We start from the raw sequence: 17,467 nt of genomic DNA on the forward strand, positions 1-17,467 counted from the left end.
TTGAAGGACGCCCACACTGGCGCCCGCCGCGGTTGGACAAGTCCCACGCCCACTGCTTTCATTCAGCCCCGAGGCCCTGCGCAGTCCGCGCGCTCGCCAGGAGGCTTATCGCTCCCGTCCACCCGTTCACGTCCAAGGCCCGTAATGCTCAAGACCATTGAAGCGCAAGTGCTGAAACAGGCCACGCCGCCGGCCCTCAAGGCCGAGTTCGCCCAGTACGACTTCGAACGGCTGCACGGTTTCTGCCTGCTGATCTACGTCGCCAGCATCAGCATCTGGCTGCTGTTCAACCTGATCGTCAGCTTCCCCGGCAAGCAGGGCTTCACCCTGTACTCGATGGCGTTCCTGGTCGCCCTGGCGATCAACGCGATCATGCTGGCCTTCATCAAGAACGCCCGGTACTTCCAGTGGCTCAACCTGCTTTTCGTGCTGATCATCGGCGCGGGTATCCGCCTGGTGATCGAAGGCATGCCGCTGGACCTGCGCCCCGACTGGCTGATCCTCGGCGCCTCGAGCATTCTCTACAGCGCCTCGGTGCTGCCCCTGCGGCGCTGGTCGTTCTTCGCCACCCTCGTGCTGACCTGGGTGGTGCTCGACCCGTTCATCATGACCCAGACCTCGGTGCTGGAACTCAAGGGCGCCATGCTGCTGATCTACGCGCTGTTCCTCACCGCCCTGACCCTCTACAGCTTCATCAAGCTGCGCCAGGCCAAGCTGCACACCTACATCATGTCCAAACTGTTGCTCGAGCAAGCCTACAACGACAGCCTGACCGGCATCCCCAACCGCCGCTCGTTCATGGCCCGCGCCGGCGAACAACTGGCGGCGCAGCCCCGGGAGCATGACCACTACCTGGCGATGATCGACGTCGACAACTTCAAGAAAATCAATGACCTGTACGGCCACGACATCGGCGACGAGGTGCTCAAGCGGGTGGCCACGGATATCCGCACGGTCATGGCCGGCTTCGACTATGCGCGCCTGGGGGGCGAGGAGTTCGCCATCTACCTGGGCGGGGTACGGCGCGACGACGTCGAGCAACTGGCCGAACGCCTGTGCCAGGTGGTGCGCCAAGCCCGGGCCCGATACCCGGTGACCGTCAGCATCGGCCTGGCCCGGGTCGAGGACGACGACAGCCTGAACCAGGCGCTGCTCAAGGCCGACAAGGCGCTGTACCAGTCCAAGCACACGGGCAAGGATCGCTACACCTTTCACCCGTGACCCCTGCGGCAACGCACCAGCGCGACCGGCCGATCAAATAAGATAAACTGCCGCCCTCTCTTGATCAGGCGCCCCCGTCATGCCCGCAGAGCACGCCCCCAAGCCCTATACCCTCCTGGCGATCGACGACGACCCGCAGTCATTGATCGTGCTCTCGAAAACCCTGACGAGCGAATATGAAGTGCTGCTGGCGAAGAACAGCGAGCGTGGCCTGGCCCTGGCCCGCAGCGCCAGCCCCGACCTGATCATCCTCGACATCCTGATGCCCGAGATGGACGGCTTCCAGGTGCTCAGCGAACTCAAGCGCCACCCGGCGACCGCGGCCATCCCGGTGATTTTCCTGACCTCGCGCAGCAGCGTCGAAGACGAACGCCTGGGCCTGCTGCTCGGCGCCGCCGACTACATCGCCAAGCCGATTTCGCCGCCGGTGGTGCTGGCCCGGGTGGCGACACAACTGGGTTACCGCGACAAACCCCTGCACAGCCCGCAACCGGCGGCCGAGCCCTCGGCCGGCAGCGACATGCGCGACGGCTTCGTCGGCGCCCTGGCCTTGCAGCTGACCGGCAACCCACGGATCCGCCTCGAGGCGCTGCTCGACACCCTGTCGATCCTGCTCGACAGCGGCGTGACCCAGAGCGACCCCGCGGCGTTTCGCAGCGCCGCCTGCCTGGCCCTGATGGGCCTCAACCAGCCCGGCGGCAGCATCGGCCAGGCCCTGGCCCACAGCCGGGTGCTGATCGAGGAGATCCTCGCCCACGCCGACCCGGAAGACCGCATCCTCAACCTCGCCTGGAAAATCACCCATGCCGAGGCGCTGCTCCAGGGCGACCGCAGCCCGGCAAGCCTCGATCTCCCGCTCTCGGCCCGCCTTTTCGCCCTGGCGCTGGACTACCACCTGAGCCTGCTGCAACCCGGCGGCGACCTTCCCGGCCGGCACGCCCAGGCCATGGCGCGGATGTATGAACAGCCGGGGTTCGAGCAATGCATCGCCTGCGGCCCGGCGTCGCTCTCGGCGGCCTTGCTGAGTTCGTCACAGAGCTTTTTCGGCCTGTGAACGGACAGTGAGCCTTGCCCATGCCTAACCTCGCCGACCTGGAACTGTTCGTGCTGATTGCCGAGCTGCAGGGCCTGTCGCCCGCGGCGCGCATCATGTCGATCACCCCGGCCGCCGCCAGCCTGGCGCTCAAGCGCCTGGAAAACCGTCTCGGCGTGCGCCTGTTCACCCGCTCCACGCGCACCCTGAAACTCACACCCGAAGGCGTGCGTTACCTGGAAAGCGCGCAGCACGCCTTGAAGATCCTGGCCAACGGCAAGCGCTCGTTGACCCACGACGACGGCATGCTGGAGCTCACGGTGTCTTCCGACCTGGGCCGCAACCTGCTGCTGGACCTGCTCGCCCGGCTCAAGCAGGAACGCCCGCGGCTGTATATCAAGCTGGCCCTGAGCGACAAGGAAGAGGACCTGCTCAAGGGCCGCTTCGACGCGGCGCTGCGCTACGGCAAAAGCCTGGCGCTGGACCTGGTCGAACTGCCGGTGCTCAAGCAGCACCACTTCATCGCCTGCGCCGCGCCCGGCTACCTGGCCGAACATGGCACGCCCGAATCGCCGGAACAGCTGAGCGAGCACGAGTGCATCATCTGCCACAGCATTGGCCGGCCAGAGAGCCGCTGGCGTTTCCATGCGCCGGGCCAGGTCGAGGACGTGCGGGTACAGGGGCATTTCTGCTGCGACGATGGCGATGCCGCGCGGCGCTGGGCGGTGGCCGGCCACGGCGTGGTCTACCTGCCGCTGTTGAACGTGGTCGAGGACCTGCTCGCCGGGCGCCTGCTGCCCCTGCTCCCCGGCTGGCAGGCCGACGCCGCGCCGCTGAGCCTGGTGGTTTCGCACCGCTCGCAAATCACCGAGTCGCTGCGGGCCCTGCACCAGTGCCTGGTGGAGCACTGCACGGACCGGATGGCGCGCTACCTCGAACTGACCTGCGCCGCGCGCTAGCCCTGGGCCGCGCGCAACTCGACCAGCAGCGCATAAGCCTGCTGGAACTCCAGCCGGTAGATCCGCTCCTGAATCGCCCGCAGGGCGCCGCTACGGCTCTGCTCGCACAGTTCATCGATCAGCGCCAGGGCCTGCGCATTATGGTTGTGCAGCAGCTTGGCCAGCCGCTCCAGTTTTAACAGCTGCTCAGTGCCCAGTGCCTGGTTCTCCCGGACCGGAGGCTCGACACCCGCCGTTGGCAAGCCCACCAGGCCGGCCAGCAGCGGTTCCAGGCACCGCGCCAGCTGGCGGATCAAGGGCACCAGGTCGGCCTGCCCGACACATTGCTCCTCCAGTTGCCTGGCGGCCTGCCGGACCGCGGTGGCGCCGATGTTGCCGGCCGCCCCCTGCAGGCTGTGGGCCAGAAAGCCGATGGCCTGCAAGTCCTCGGCGGCGTGGGCCAGCCACAGGCGCTCGATGACCTGCTGCTGGTCATCGCGAAAATCCGCCAGCAGCTTCTGGTGCAGCGCCAGGTCCTGGTTCACCACCGCCAGCCCCAGCGCCGAGTCGATGCCCTCGTAGCCCGGGGTCGAGACGGCGCTGGGCAGGCTTGTCGCAATCTCCCCCGGTGGCAGTTCCAGGTGCTTGATCCAGCGCACCAGGGTCCGATAGAAGGCCGTGACCTCCAGCGGCTTGCTCACCAGGTCGCTCATGCCGGCGGCCAGCACCCGGCCCTGGATATCGGCCTGGCTGCTGGCGGTCACCGCGATGATCGGCAGCGAGCGCAGGTGCGGGTAACCGCGGATCTTGCGCGTGGTGCCGTAGCCGTCCATGACCGGCATCTGGCAATCCATCAGCACCCCGTCGAAGCGCCCGTCCTCGAGCAACCGCTGCAAGGCCTCGGCGCCGTTGGCTGCCAGCACCACCTGGACCCCGGCGCGCTGCAACAGCCCCTGCAACACATCCTGGTTCAGCCGGTTGTCCTCGACCACCAGCACCCGCGTCCCCGCCAGCAACCGCGCATAGTCGTTGACCGTGCACAGCCCCGCCGCACCCGCCATCGATGGCGTGGCCGGCGCGCTGCAACTCGCCGCGGGCAACGCCTGCGGCCGCTGTTGCGGCACGTTCAACTGCACGGTGAATTTGAACACTGCGCCCTGCCCCGGCTTGCTGTGCACCCAGATGTCGCCCTGCATCATCTGCACGATTTTTTTCGAGATGGTCAGCCCCAGGCCGCTGCCGCCGTAACGCCGGCTGATCGACAGGTCGGCCTGGACAAAGGCATTGAACAGCCGCGCCTGCTGCTCGTCGCTGATGCCCACCCCGGTGTCGGTGACGCTGAAGCACAGCAGAGCCTTGTCGTTCCACTGGCGCACCAGGCACACGCCGATGCACACATGGCCGGCCTCGGTGAACTTGATCGAGTTGTCCACCAGGTTGGTCAGCACCTGGGCCAGGCGCAGCGGATCGCCGACATAGCTGCGCGGCAGCAGGGCCGGAATGTCCAGGCGCAGCTGCAGCGCCTGTTCTTCCGCGCGCTGGCGCACCAGCAGCAACACATCGTCCACCAGTTCGCGCAGGTCGAAGCAGACCTGCTCCATGCTCAGCTTGCCGGCTTCGATCTTCGACAGGTCGAGCACGCCATTGATGGTGCCCACCAGGTTGCGCGCCGCGCGGTCGATCTTCTCGATGTAGTCGCGCTGCACCCGCTCCAGGGGCATGTCCTGCACCAGGTGGGCCATGCCGATGATCGCGTTCAGCGGCGTGCGGATTTCATGGGACATGCTGTCGAGAAACTCCGACTTGGCCTGGGTCGCCAGCTCGGCGTCGCGCCGCGATTGCTGGACCTGGGCTTCCACCGCCTTGCGTTCGCTGATGTCGAAAATCACCCCGTCCAGGTACTGCGGCACCCCGTCCACGACAATGGTCTGGCCCTTGTCGTAGACCCAGCGCACCTCCTGGCTGGCGGTGATGATCCGGTATTCGAGCATGTAGCTGGCGCTGCCCAGGCAGCCGGCGAAAATCTCCAGGTCGTCGGGGTGGACCCGGTCGCGATAGCTGTGCCCGGCGAGGAAATGCGCCGCCGCAAAACCGCTCAGGCCCTCGATGGCCTCGCTGACGAACACCATGGTCCGCGAGGCGTCCGGCAGGCTGCGAAACACCACCCCCGGAATGTTGGCGATCATCGATTGCAACTTGGTCTGGCTGTCGACGATCGACTGCTGCACCTCGACCGCCTGGGTGATGTCCTGCAGCACGCCGGTGACCCGCGTCGGCGTGCCATGGGCATCGCGCTGCATGACCCGGCCGATGTCCAGCACCCACAACCAGCGCCCGCTTTTGCTGCGCATGCGGTACTCGGCGCGGTACTCCTCGACTTCGTTGTTCAGGTGCGCCCTGAGCCTGGCCATGACCGGCTCATGGTCCTGGGGATGGACCAGGCAGGCCCAGCGATCCAGGCCATTGCCGAAGGTCTGGTCCAACTCCTCCTTGCTGTAGCCGAGGATCCGCAGCCAGACATCGTTGTTGATGACGATTCCCAGGCTGACGTTCCAGTCCCACAGCCCCAGCGCGCCGCTTTGCAGGGCCATGTCCAGGCGTCGCTCGCTTTGCTCGATCCGCGCCACGTCGGCCTTGTGTCGCCGGGCATCGGCCAGGCGCCGCAGGCCGCCCCACAGCAACAGCAGGAACACCACGGCGCTCAAGCCCTTGATCAGCAGCACCTGCTCGGCCGGCAGCACCGTATCCAGGTCGCCCAGGGTGACCAGGGTCCAGGGACCGCTGGGATCGTTCCAGTCGAAATCGGCCCGGGACAGGCTGTAGCGCCGGCCGTCCAGCTTGACCTGCGGCTGATGGGCATCGAAGGGCAAGCGTTCGGGCACCCCGTGGGCGAACGGGTAGTCGCCGAACTGGCGGCGGATCTCGCCGCCGAATTCGCGCAGCGACCAGGCGCGATCGGCCTTGAGCAGAAAATCCGGGGTGCTGGCGGCCAGCACCACGCCGCTGGGCGACAGGATCATTTTCAGGTCGTCGCCATACTGCTTGCTCAGGCTGGTGTCGAGCATCTTGCCGTCGAAACGCGCCACCAGTACCCCGATCACCTGGTCCTGGCGCGTGCGCGACTCGTAGACCGGGACCGCCATGTAGAACATGCGGGTACCGGTGGTGACGCTGATCGCGCCATAGACGCTGCTGCCGCCGTTGAGCGCCACCTTGAAGTAGGGCCGGAAGGCCACATTCAGCCCCAGCGGCGCCTGGCCCTGGTGATCGTGGGCCGCCACCACCACCCCGTCGCGGTTGAGGACAAAGGCGTGGTTGGCGCCCACCACCATCGACAGCGTCTTCAACGGGATCGCCGCCTGCGCCATCAATTCTGCCGAGGGCTCGCGCTCCAGGATCACCCGTTTCAGCGAGGGGTTGTGGCGCCCCAGGATCGACAGCGCGCCAATGGCAAAACCGTCGGACTTCCACTGCTGCAGATCCGCCGCGTACTCCTGGGTCTGCATCTCGATACTGGCCTGGTAGACGTCCTCGACCTGCAGGCGGTAGTAGTTGCCCAGCGCCACCGCGGCACCGACCGCGAGCACCACGCCCAGGGCGTAGCAACACCGTCTGTGGCTGTCGAAGAAGTTGGTTAGCCTGTGCAACACCTCGCCCCTTTACCTGATAAACCCGTGCGCATACGCCTGTGCCCTGACAAACAGCTCAACGCGCCGCCAGCCGGCGTGGAAACTCCGGCGGCAGGAAATCGCGGTCGGGATCGTAGTCGGCCTTGAGGTAATCACCAAGCGCCTTGAGGTCCTGGGGCGACAAGGTTCCCACCGACTGCTTGAGCCGCAGGGTGTCGAGAATGTAGTCATAACGGCTGTCGTTGTACTGGCGCACGGCGTTATACAACTGGCGCTGGGCTTCCAGCACATCGACGATATTGCGGGTGCCGACCTGGAAGCCCAGTTGCGAGGCCAGCACCGCGCCCTGGTTGGAGATGATCGACTGGCGCCGGGCCTTGACCTGATCGACGCCGCTGTTGAGGCCGCGATGCAGGTTGCGGGTCTGCTCCACCACCTGGCGCCGCAGGTTGTCGTTGAGGTACTCGCGCTGATTCATCCGCTGGTGGGCCTCGCGCACCTGGGAAGAGGTCTGGCCGCCGCTGAACAGCGGAATGTTCAACTGCAGGCCGACGGAGCGCTGCTCGACATTGCCGCCGTAGCCGCTGCCACGGATATCGCTGTTGCCATACCCCAGGTTGTCGTTGTCGCCGGTCTGGTAACGCAGCACCGCGTCGAGGGTCGGCGCGTGCCCGGCCTTGCGCGCGCTGAGGGTCTGCTGCGTCGCATCCAGGGCTTGCTGGCTGGCCAGCAGGGTCAGGTTCTGGCGCACCGCGGTATCGACCCAGCGCCGGGCATCGTTGGGCTCGGGCAACAAGACCGGCATGTCGTGCCGCACGCCCTGGATCGCCGCGTATTGCTGGTGCGTCAGGGTGTCCAGGGCCTCGAAGGCATCGTCGGTGCGCTTCTGCGCGACGATCCGGTTGGCCCGCGCGGTGTCATGCCCGGCCTCGGCCTGGAGCACATCGGTACGGTCCGACAGGCCCAGCTGCAAGCCCTTCTCGGCCAGTTCCAGCTGGCGCTTGAGCGCCGCCTCTTCCGCCTTGGCCGCCGCCAGGGCGTCCTGGGCCTTGAGCAGGCCGAAATAGGCCTGGGCGCTGTCGAGCATCAGTTTCTGTTCGGCTGCCGCCAGCTCCAGCCGGGCCTGCTGGTCCTCGGCTTCGGCGGCCTTGAGGCTGAACCAGCGATCGGCTCGGAAGATCGGCTGGTTCAGCACCGCCTGGTAGCTGGTGCCGCTGCGCCGGGTGTCCTGCCGTGGCTGTTGCAGGGAAGTGCTGGTGCCATTCAGCTCGGCGCTGGCCGACAGCGTGGGCAGCAGCCCGGCCCGGGCCTGGGGCACCGCCTCGGCGCGGGCGGCCTGGTCGGCACGGGCCGCCGCCAGCTCGCTGTTGTTGTGCTGGGCATCCAGGTACACCCGCCACAGGTCGCTGGGCATGGCCTGGCGCGGCTGTTCGGCGGCCACCGCCAGGGAGGCCGCCGGCAACGCGGCCAGCGATAGCAGGACGGGCAGCCAGCCGGCAAGGGCTCGCTGCCGCGAAATCATGGGGTTGGTCATGGTCTGTTTCTGTTTCCAAACAAGGTGGGCCAGGAGACAGGAGAGGCTTGGCGCCCCTCCTGTGGTTGCTCCCGCGTGGTCAGGTCAGTGAAGGCACCAGCACCGCCTGGGCGGCCTGACGGTTTTGCGGCAGGTGCTCACGCGCCCCGCCGGTGTCGGCGAAGGCCGCCATGGCCCCGCTCAGTTTGGCCAGGCTGGGCCCTTCGGCCTCCGTCACCGAGGCGATGTCGTTCGCCATCGGCACGGCCTGGCGCTCGCGCGAGGACAGCTCGAACAACCCGTCCTTGGCCGATCCCGCCTGGGCAAAGCCCTTCACCAGATGATCGACACTGATCACCGATGAGTCGCCTTGCAGCTCGATCTGCAGATGCCGGTGCGCCGCGGCCTCACTGCCCAACACCTGGCGCAGCACCAGGGCCGTGCCAGAGCCGGCGTCGGTCAGCAGCACGTCCTCGCCCCGACGGCTGACGAGGATGTTCTTGCCATCGGCCACCGGCAGGATCAGGCGGTCCAGGGCCTGGCCCGGGTCATCGTTGTCGATCACCACCGTGCGGTAATGCGCCCACATCGCCGGGCTGAAGCGATAGGTGTCGTTGGCACCGCCGCCATGCAGCACCACGCTGTCGACCCCGGCGATCAGCGGCGGCGCCAGCTCGTCCTGACGACCGCCGCCCTGCAGCAGCAGCGACGAGCCGATACGCTCGACATTGGCGTAATGACCGAGCTTCTGCGCAGCCCCTTCCTTGACCTTGTACAGCGCCTGTTCCGTCGGGCTGTAGACGTAGGCCGAGCGCTGCGATTCGGCGGCCACCCCGATAAAACGCAGGTCGCTTGCGGCGGGAATGCCCGTGCTGGCGAACATCCGCCCGCTGGCGACATCGAACCAGCCCTGGCTCTCGGCGCCTTGCAAGGTCAGCACGCCTTTGGCTCGCCACTGGCCAGCCACTTGCGCCAGCGCCTGGGACAGATTGCCCAGGTGTTGCTGCTGCCAGCCCTTGTCGAGCGCCACCAGCTGCACATCGCCGTTATTGGCGCGCAGCAGGATCTCGCCCTGCACCGTCGTCAACCGCAGCCCGGCATCCACCTGGACCGCCGAACGCAGTTGCACCTCGGGCATCGGCAGCGTGGCGGCGGGCAATTGCGCCGAGGCCTCAAGCACCTCGTCGCTGCCAAACGCAGCGGCCAACGCCTCGGACGTCAGCGGTGCCTGGAGGTAGAGCTTGCCGCTCTCGGGCTCGAACAGCCGCGCGCTGGAGCTGGCGCTGTCGAAGCCGAGAAATTGCAGCGGCTTGCCTTGCAGCGAGGACGCCGCCACGACCACCTGGCCGTTGTGGTACCACACCGGCAGCGCACTCTTGCCGTCGGCGGCCTTGGCCCCGAATACCGCCAGGGTGGCGCTGCCGCCGTTGACACTGGCCAGGTCCTGCCACCAGGTGCTGCGGCCCTTGAGCCAATGCTCATTGACCGCTTCATAACTCAGGCGCCCTGTCGCCTCGATCCGCGCGACCAGCCCATCCTCGGTCACGGCCAGCAGATGGCCGTTGAGTTCGAGCACATTGGCCAGGGTCGGCGTGGCCAGGCGCAAGGCGCTCGGCTGGCTGCCGTCGAGGACTTTCTGCCCCGGCCCTTCCTGGCGGAACAGCACCTTCTGCTTCTGGCTGTAGAAGAAAAACACCTCCTGGCCAGCCCGCTGCGGCATGCTGCCGGCGAACACCAGGTCCGCCGGAATCGGCCAGGCGCTCTGGGGCTTGCCCTGGGCATCCAGCGGCGGCTGCTGACCCGCCGGGGGCGCCAGGTTCGGCTTGATCACCGTGCCGTCGCTGGTGCGCACCCAGTAGCGGTGCGCGACTTTCGCGTTATCCAGGCCAAACACCGTCACCAGCGCCGCCGCGCTCGGCTCCATCATCGGCGCGCCCAGGCTGTACACCGGGCTGGCGCGTTGCGTGGACTGGTTCTGGTAGCCCTGGAGCAGGGCCTTGAGCGCATCGCCATGCTGGCCGGTGCGTGCCGACAGTTGCAGCAATGCGTCATCGCCGACCACCCCGACCAGCTCCATCCGGTCACCGGTGATGCGGAAGTTCAGCTCGGCCTCGCGCTCCTTGAGCTGATAACGACGGGCCAGGTAGACCGCGTCGCCCTCCTGCCAGAACCGGCTGATCCGGCCCGCGCTCTGGTTGAACGACGGGGCAAACTGCGCGTCGACCTTGCCGGTGGCGATCTCGACCCGCCATGCCGCGGAATTCTCGGCGTCGACGAAGTAGGCATGCTCGCCGATGACCGCCCCCAGCTGGGCGTTCCTGGCCTGTTCCACCTGGGTGTCGGTGAACAGCATGCGGTCGTTGGCGACGTCGTAGAACGCCCGGCCGACATTGCGCCCCTCGTGGCGGTAGTTATCGACAACCACGTACTGACCGTGCAGCTGATGGGCCTTGGCCAGCTCGCTCAGGTGCTGTTCGATACGCTGGCCAGGCAGTTGCCATTTGCTCGCGTCTTCCTCCACCACCCGGGCGCTCATGCCGGCGAAATCGACTTCGCGCACCTCGCCCTTGGCGTTGACCACCAGCACCTGGCCGTTATGCGCCGGGTCGAGCTTGACCACCACGCCGCCGACCACCAGCTGATCCTTGGACACGCTGATGCTCTCGCTCGCCAGCTGGCTGCTGTCGATGATCCAGCGCGACGGCGTGCCGGACTCGCTGGACAGATCGACCCGGGTGCCTTCATTGAGGCCCACCAGATAACGCCCGCCCGCGCCCTTGATCTGGTAGTTCAGATAGCCGTGCAGCTCCTTGGGCAGCTCGGGTATCACCAGTTGCCGGTCGCGCGAGTCGAGCAGCACCTCGATCGGGGTCTCGACGTATTCCTGGCGAATCCGCCGGATCGTCTCCTCGCTCGGGAAGATGTAGAAGTCGTAGTCGAAGCGCCGGTCCTCCTCGAGCCGGCGGATCACGTCGAAGCCGGTGTCATGCCGGGTGGTGGACCCCGGCAGGATCATGTACTCGTAGCTGATGTAGGATTTGGGCGTGCCCGGCAGGATCACCGCCGTGCTGTCGCCATGCTCGAGCGTGCGCGTGGCGTCCTTGTAGCCGATACCGCTGCGCACCTCGATCGCCTGGCCACGGTCGTGGATCATCCGCGGGAAATCCCCGGCCCAGAAGAAGTAGTTGATCGCCCCGGAACCGGTGGAGCCGTGGTGGGTGCGGTAAATGTACTGGCTGTCGAAACCGATCTGGTTGTTGCGCAGGTCCAGGCGCTTGACCACCGCGCCGGCCAGCGGCACCAGCACCTTCTTCTCCACGTCATAACGGTAGCCATTACCTTTGTAGGCCTTGTCGACCGTATCGAAGTAACGCCCGACTGCCTTGGCGTCTTCGGCCACCGCGCCAAAGGCCTGGGCCAGCGCGGTGAAACCCACCGCCAGGCCACCGAGGATCACCCCCGCGCCGCCGAGCACCGCGGCCGCCGTCGAGGCGCCGAGCAGCCCGGCGCCGACCCCGGCCGCGCCGGTGACGAAGCTGGCCGAATCGAATGCCAGCTGGGTGCCGAACACCGCCTTCTGCACGTCGTTCTCGGCATGGGCCAGTTCATAGGCATCCAGGCCGACCATGGCCCCGCCAAACAGCACGCCCGCGCCTTCGTTGACGGTGTGGCCCAGGGTCGAGGCAAAGTCCTTGAGCGAGGTTTCGGCAGCCATGGCTTCGCCGCGCAACGCGGTCTGCACCAGTTCGGTGACCTTGACCACGTCCTGCAAGGTGCCATGGCCGATCTGCGCCAGGCCCAGGTAGCTGTGGATCTTCAGCGCAGTGGCCAGGTCCGGCGAAACCGTGCCCTGGGCTGTGTCCTTGCGGTTCTTGTCGGCGAACCACTGGATCAGCGTCTGCACCGCGAAGCCGGCGTTCAAGCCATCCACCGGCGATGCTTCGCTAACGCCGGCACGCGGCCGTATCTGCCCGTGCTCCAGGGTGAAGTGCTGGTTGAACACCCGCATGTGCTCATCGACGAAACGCCGGAACTCGACAAAGGTGCCATCGTCGGTAGCCAGCCAGCGAGTCTGCTCGGGTTGGTCACGGTTGATGAACTGGACCCGATAGCCGCCCTCCTGCTGTGCCTCGATGTTGGCAATGATCGGTATCCATTGGCTGCCCAACTGGTGTTCCCGGGCCAGCCGGGTGCTGGCGACTTCGAAGCGCGCGCCCCACTGCTCGGCGTCGAAGGTGGTCAACGCCGCCCCCAGGCGCAGGTCTTCGCTGACGCGCTGCCGGGCGTCTACTGCCTGCTCGACCTGGCGGCGCTGGCCGATGACCCCGGCCAGTTCTTCGGGCCGCGACAGATCGGCCACATTCAGCCCGTTGCCCACCGGCACCTCGGCCATCTTGCCGGTGTCGATCTCGATCAGGTTGAAGGCCGGCAGCGACTTTGTGCCGAGCGAGCCATAGTGCGCGGCCAGGTTGCGCGTCACCAGGTGCTGCTGCATGGCCTTGGCCAAGCCCTTGCTGGAGTCGAAGGCGAAGATCCCCACGTTCGGGTCATAGAAGTAGTAGCGACGGCCTTCGGCGGTCTGCGTGCTGCCCACCATCATCGAGTGGTTCTGGGTATTGAGGGCGAACATCGAGGTGCCGCTGCTGGCGGCCAGCCGCGACACCACCTCGGACAATTTGACCTGCCCCAGCTCCCTGGAAGCCTGGACCGCTTCGACATTGGAATGCAGGCGGATCAGGCTGTTCTTGAGCAGCGTCGAGCTGCCCGCCTGAGGGTCGGCGGAGGCCAGGAACAGCTTCTGTACCAGGCTGTTGACGCCCGCCTCGCCACCGCTGGCCAGGGCCACGGCCATCGCCCGGACCAGGGGGTAGCAACGGCCGCCGGAGCGGTCGCCCACCAGCGACAGGTAGAAGTCCTGCGGCGCCAGCCGGTCGAAGACACTGCCGGCCTTGTGGAAGTCTTCACTGAACACCGCGGTCTGGCGCAGCACCTTGTCGATGTACTCGGCCTGGGCGGTTTCCGTGATGCGCCCGCTCAGGGCGCCACGCTCGCGGGGCGTGAGGGTGCCGTCGAGAAACAGCTGCTTCATCTTCAGGGCCGACATCCGGTCGTCCACCCCGGGAATCTTGATCTCGCGAAAATCCCGCAAGCCGTCGCTGAACGCCGTGCCCCGCGCGCCGCGCTGATAGGCCTCGGCAATCGCATAACGCTCGCCGACGCTGCTGGCGCGCTCCTCGCCTGCGCCCTGGATCGCCGTATCGTCGGTGCGCACCACCGCGGTGGTGCCGTCCTTGGCCTTGATCTGCTGCCAGAGCCAGGTCTTTTCCACCGAGCCGGCTTCGCGCAACACCGGGTCGTACTGCGCCCGGTAGTAGTCCTGGGTGAGGTTGAGCTGCTTGATCTGCTGGTCGATCAGGCCCTTGTCGCTGGCCCCGCGCCGGTCTTGCTGGAGTTGGTAGCGCTTGTCGGCCAGCTGTTGGATGTCGGCGTTGACCTTGGCCTGGACCGCTTCGCGCAGCTGGTTCCAGGCGGCGATCGCCGGATGTTCGGGAGAAAAGGCGCCATCGCGGTAGACACCGTCGGCCACCCCGTCGACCGACACGCCGAACTGGGTCGCGACTTTCTTCAGGTTCTGGTGCACCTGCTCGCGGTAGGCGGCGAACTCGGCCCGGTTGCGTTCCACCACCTGAGGGTCGGCGTTCTGGATCTGCAGGGGTTGCGCGCCGTCGCGCAGCTTCGGCCAGACCATCTGGCCTTCGCGCTGGTACTCCTGGCGCTGGAACACCAGTTGCCACTGGCCGTCGACGTACTGCATGTAGGCCGCGGCCAGGCCCTCGGCGGTGCCGGCGACCTGATAGTCCTTGTAGTCGACCGCCATCACCACGTTGTCGTACAGCAGCGAGCTGTTGACCCGGCCGTCGTGGTAGACCCGGAAGGTATTGGCGTCCAGGCTGGTCACCACCAGCGAGCAGCCCGACAAGGTGCCGGTGAAGAGGAAGCTGCCCGCGGCCGCGTGCTTGGGAATGTCCACATAGGCCGGCGCGGCATTGGCCTGGTTCGGGCCGTTGTAGCCGAGAAAATACGCCGGCACGCTGTTGCCGCCGGCAACGTCATTGGCGCTGTGCTCGGTGTATTCGAGCTCGTACAGGTTCGGCGCGACCTTGACCAACTGCACGTTGCCCTGGGCCGGCAAGCGTCCCGACTTGACCAGCGCCTCGGCACTGAGGGTATGGGTCTTGGCGAACTGCACAGGGTCGGCGGCGAACTGACGAATGTCGGCGCTGCCCTGGCGCGGCTCGAACCCGGCTCCTAACGAGGCCAGCCCGGTCTTGAGCTGCAGGTCCTTCGCCGCCTGCCCCAGCAGCGCGGGCAGCGGGCCAACGCTGGTGAAACGCGGCGGATGGAACTCCTCGGCCACCGGCAAGCCTTGGTTGACGATCGGCAGCACGCGGGCCATCACCCCGTCGTACAGCTCGCCGTGCAGCGCCTCCTGGCTGCCTTCGGCGCGGTAGCGGTCGAACATCTGCAGCAGGTCCTGGCCGATGCTACCCGGCCCCTGGGGTTCATAACGGGCGGCGACATACAGGGTCTCGAAGAACGAGTGATAGCCGTTGCGGATCATGAAGGCCGCGTTGGCCATCTGGAACTGCCAGTACTGCTTGATGCTCGGTGCACCACCGAACAATTCCGGCAAGGCATTGCTGACGGTCTGGGTGGTCCCGGAAATGCCGCCCACGAAGGGCGTGTCCAGGTCGTTCATGTAGCGGGTCGCGGCATTGCCCGGGTCGGGACGGAACTGGCTGTAGCTGCGGTACTTGTCGTCCGCGATCAGGAACGTGGCATCGGCCTGCGCCTGCTCCGGGTGGGTATTGAGGATCAGGTAGGGGTCGGGCTGATTCAGCCGGTTGTTGATCATGACCTTGTCGGCGCCACTCTGCGGCGCCAGCGCGGCATGGGCATTGACCGGCACCGCGGCCTTGGAAAAGCTGTCGGCCACCGGGCGCAGGGCATGGAACAGCGCCTGCTTGCGCAGGCTGCGGCCTTGGTCACTGGACAACGCCGCCTCGACGCTCGGGCGCAGTGCGCCATCGGCCGGTTCCAGCCCCTCGGGGCCGCGCAACAACAGGGTCAACAACTTACTGTCCAGGGAACGCTCGACCGCCACCTGATCGAAGACATGCACTTTCGGGTTGCCAGGATGCTGCGCCGCGTTGGCCGCGGCGACCCGTTGGGTTTCCGCGTCGATCGCCCGGGCCCGCCATGACTCGTACAGCGGGGCCAGCAGCAACTTGGCCTGGGCAATGTCGCTCTGCACATAACCGCCTTGCAGGACCTTGGCCACCGCCTGGTTGTTCACCAGCTTGTCGGCCAGGCCGAACAGCAGCGCGTCGTTGTCGCGGCTCTGCCAGACCGACGCGGCGAAGGCCTGCTCCCAGAGCACCTTGTTCAGGTTGTTGCCCTTGATATCGCGCAGGCTGGCGCGGCTGTGTTCCGGCATCAGCACCCCGGCCGGGGTGATGTGGTTGCGTTCGAGCAAGCGGGTCAGCTGCTGCGTGAAGGCCGTACGTTCGCGGCTGCCTTCGAACAGGCGGCTGGCCTTGATGCCACCGTCGCGCAGCTGCTCCAGCTTGTCAAAAAACGCCGCGTTGTATTGATACAGGGCGTCGGTCTGTGCCTTGCTCAGGTGGCTGCTGCTGACCTTGTCGCCGTCGACGGTCATCAGCGCAAAAGGCGTCGCAGCGCGGTACTCGCCGCCCTGAGGCATTTCCAGCAGGTACTGGCGCTCGGCAAGGCCCACCGAGCGTTCGAGCTCGTGGATATTGACGAAGACGCCGTCACGGTCGGGGTGGTAACTGTTCTGGCGAAAACCTTCCAGGCCGATGGTCTGGAAGCTGGCGATGTCGGCGTTCTGGTTGATCAGCTCGCTCAAGGCGCCCGCCAGGGGCACTTCGCGGGTGACAGTGGTGCTGGGCGACTGGCCGGAAACCTGGATGCCGACCTGGTTCGGCACCTTGCGATCGACGCTGGTCAACAGCAGCTTGTGGCCGTTGCCCAGCACCTGGGCCTTGAAGCCTTCGCGCAAGGAGCTTTCCGACACCAGGTGGTTGGCGAAGTACTGCTCGACAAAGGACGTCTTGACCAGCACCGAGCGAATCGGCGCGTAGGTCGGCGAGCGGAAGGACGGCGGCTCGTTCTTCAGCCGGTACTGTTGCTGCCAGGCCAGGGAGCGGGCCGCGGTGCCGAAGGAGAAGTTCAGCACCCCGTCGGTGGGCACCACCAGCCTGCCGTTCTCCAGGAAGAAGTCCTTGAAACGCCCATCGGTGCTGGCATTGACCAGCGCCACGTTCATGCGGATATAGCCGGGGCGCTCTTCCATCATCAGCAGGGAAATATTCACCGGCAGATCGTCGGAGGCCCGGGGCGCCTTGGCCAGCGCGCCGAGGCTCGCGGCCTGCTGCTCGGGCGTGGCCTTGAGCAAGGTGTTGTAGCGGGCGCTGACGTCCTTGTAGGCCTGCAGTTCGGAGAACAGTGTCACGTAGGCCTGGCTGAAGGTGGAGTCGGCCACCTGGATGGTCAACTGCTGCTCCAGGCGCTTGATCCGCCCGTTGAGCTTGTCCTGCTTGGCCAGCGCATCGGCCTTCAGGCCCTTGATGTCCAGCTGCTTGGCGCCACCGGGGCTGAGCATGCCCAGGGCCTTGTTCCAGGTGCTGTCATAGTGGGTGATCGCCGTCTGCTGGCGGCTGTACAACTGGATGTCGCGGTCCAGTTGCAGCTTGTAGGCGCTGATGGCCGGGGTGTCGGGGATGGCGTTCATCTGCTGGCGGCGCTGTTGCAGGGTCTGCAACTGGTCGCCGACCGAGACCGGGTTGTCCTGCATCTGATAATGCTGTGCGGCCAGCACGCTCAGGGTGCTCTGCTGCATTTCCAGCAGGCGCTCGCCGACCTGGGCGATGTACGCGGCGCGCTCGTCGGCGCTCATGTTGAACCATTCGGTTTGCCTGCCTGCCGCCTTGACCTGTTGATCGATCAGGGTATTGAGCAGGCGCGTGAAGTCCTTGGACATGGAAGCCATTGCAGTGATCCTTTGTCTGTTTTGAGCGAAGCCCTTCGTGTCGCGAAAGGCTGCCTGTCG

The 17,467-nt window shown here is 66.4% G+C and carries 6 protein-coding genes; 3 read left to right on the forward strand and 3 right to left on the reverse strand.

Going from position 1 to position 17,467, the window contains the following annotated elements; genetic code table 11:
* The first annotated feature begins 144 nt into the window (after positions 1 to 144).
* The 3 genes from AC3RCP_RS19830 to AC3RCP_RS19840 all read left to right on the forward strand — a co-directional run bounded on the left by AC3RCP_RS19830 (position 145) and on the right by AC3RCP_RS19840 (position 3,213).
* Positions 145 to 1,221, forward strand: coding sequence for a GGDEF domain-containing protein (locus AC3RCP_RS19830; protein ID WP_053261726.1), 1,077 nt, complete (start codon positions 145 to 147; stop codon positions 1,219 to 1,221).
* A 79-nt stretch (positions 1,222 to 1,300) separates the two neighbouring features.
* Complete coding sequence (locus tag AC3RCP_RS19835; RefSeq protein ID WP_492571025.1) at positions 1,301 to 2,275, forward strand: response regulator; 975 nt, start codon at positions 1,301 to 1,303, stop codon at positions 2,273 to 2,275.
* 20 nt (positions 2,276 to 2,295) lie between these two features.
* Positions 2,296 to 3,213 carry a LysR family transcriptional regulator gene (locus tag AC3RCP_RS19840; protein ID WP_492571024.1) on the forward strand — a complete coding sequence of 306 codons (918 nt, stop codon included), beginning with the start codon at positions 2,296 to 2,298 and terminating at the stop codon, positions 3,211 to 3,213.
* Here AC3RCP_RS19840 and AC3RCP_RS19845 read toward each other — a convergent pair.
* From AC3RCP_RS19845 to AC3RCP_RS19855, 3 genes are all read right to left on the reverse strand, one after another.
* Positions 3,210 to 6,779: a PAS domain-containing protein gene (locus AC3RCP_RS19845; protein WP_492571091.1), complete on the reverse strand. Its 3,570-nt coding sequence runs from the start codon at positions 6,777 to 6,779 to the stop codon at positions 3,210 to 3,212. The genes AC3RCP_RS19840 and AC3RCP_RS19845 overlap by 4 nt on opposite strands.
* 118 nt (positions 6,780 to 6,897) lie before the next feature.
* Positions 6,898 to 8,355 carry a TolC family outer membrane protein gene (locus tag AC3RCP_RS19850; protein ID WP_492571023.1) on the reverse strand — a complete coding sequence of 486 codons (1,458 nt, stop codon included), beginning with the start codon at positions 8,353 to 8,355 and terminating at the stop codon, positions 6,898 to 6,900.
* A 79-nt stretch (positions 8,356 to 8,434) separates the two neighbouring features.
* Positions 8,435 to 17,407 (reverse strand): TcdA/TcdB pore-forming domain-containing protein, encoded by an 8,973-nt coding sequence (locus AC3RCP_RS19855; protein WP_492571022.1) that lies wholly within the window; start codon positions 17,405 to 17,407, stop codon positions 8,435 to 8,437.
* Positions 17,408 to 17,467: the final 60 nt, after the last annotated feature.

Source organism: Pseudomonas sp. GW822-FHT05A08, from assembly GCF_058800485.1.